Below are 1,488 nucleotides of genomic sequence, written 5' to 3'. Positions count from 1 at the left end.
GGTCGCGCGGGGCGAGGTGCCCGGGCAGCGCGTCCAACGCCTCCTCCAGCGGGCGGCGCCGCTGCATCACGGCCTCGAGCAGCGCGAGCGCGGCCTTGCGGGCGGGGGCGCCGGCGGTGGCCGGGGGTCTCGGCTGGGGTGGCATGGGCCGCGGTTTATGGCCCCCCGGGCGGGGGCGTGCTAGGGGCCGCCGCGATGCAGCGCGCCCTGGAGCTTCTGGACCGGCTGCCGGAGACGCGGCGGCCGCATCTCTGGCTCATGCTGCTGTGCCTGCTGCTCTGGCTGCCCGGCTTCAACACCATCCCGGCCGGGGACCGCGACGAGAGCCGCTTCGCCCAGGCATCCCGCCAGATGGTGGAAAGCGGCGACTATGTGCGCATCCGCTTCGGCGAGGTGGAGCGCAACAAGAAGCCGGCCGGCATCCACTGGGCGCAGGCGGCCAGCGTGCACGCGCTGGAGACGCTCGGCATCCATTCGGACGCGCGCAACCGGATCTGGGCCTATCGCATCCCCTCGCTGCTCGGTGCGCTGGCGGCGGTGCTGGCGACCTACCAGTTCGGCAAGGCGCTGGTCGGGCGGCGGGCGGCCTTCCTGGGCGCGGCGATGCTGGCCGGCAGCTTCGTGCTGGTCATCGAGACGCATATCGCCAAGACCGACGCGGCGCTGCTGGGCACGGTGGCGATCGCGATGGGGCTGATGGGCCGGGCCTACCTGAACGCGGCGGCCTTCGGCGCGGGGCAGGCGGCGGCCTTCTGGCTGGTGCTCGGCGCCTCGGTACTCCTGAAGGGGCCGATCGGGCCGGCGGTGCCGCTGCTGGCGGGCATCACCCTGGCGATCGCCGACCGTGCCTGGCGCAACCGCGCGCCCTGGCTGCGCGCGCTGCGCCCGGCCTGGGGCGTGCCGCTGATGCTGCTGGCCGCGGCGCCCTGGTTCGTCGCGGTGACCATCGCCACGGAAGGGCGCTTCCTGACGGACGCGATCGGCGGCGACATGCTGAGCAAGGTGGGCGGCGCGGACGAGAACCACTGGGGACCGCCGGGCTACTACGTCGCGACCTTCGGCGCCGCCGCCTTCCCCGCCGCCTTCCTGGTGCTGCGCGCCCTGGCCGGCGCCTGGGCGGACCGGCTTCAGCCCTCCACCCGCTTCCTGCTGGCCTGGGCGGTGCCGGTCTGGCTGATGTTCGAAGCGGTGACCACGAAGCTGCCGCACTACACACTGCCCGCCTTCCCCGCCCTGATGCTGCTGGCCGCGCATTGGGCGATGGACCCGCTGCGGCGGGAGCCGCCGCGCTGGCTGCACGCGCTCTCCCTGCTGGCATTGTTCGGCGTGGCGGCGGGGCTGGCGATCGCCGCGGTGGCCCTGCCCTTCCTGGCGGATGGGCGCATCTCTCCGGTGGCGATGCTGGCGGTGCCGGCGGCCGCGGCGCTGGCGGTGGTGGCGTGGCGCGCGCTGCGGGCCGGGCAGCCGGCGCGGGCCGGGCTGCTGGCG

Annotated in this window: 1 protein-coding gene; it reads left to right on the top strand. The window is 75.3% G+C overall.

What is annotated here, in order from left to right; translation table 11 throughout:
* Positions 1 to 195 precede the first annotated feature (195 nt).
* Positions 196 to 1,488 (top strand): ArnT family glycosyltransferase (locus OZN99_RS31360; RefSeq protein WP_270939110.1); only part of this gene is annotated, 1,293 nt, incomplete at its 3' end.

The sequence above is a fragment of the Falsiroseomonas oryzae genome (genome assembly GCF_027856955.1).
Taxonomy (GTDB): domain Bacteria; phylum Pseudomonadota; class Alphaproteobacteria; order Acetobacterales; family Acetobacteraceae; genus Falsiroseomonas; species Falsiroseomonas oryzae.
The sequence above is the reverse complement of the archived record's forward strand: the minus strand, read 5'-3'. Positions and strand labels throughout refer to the sequence as shown.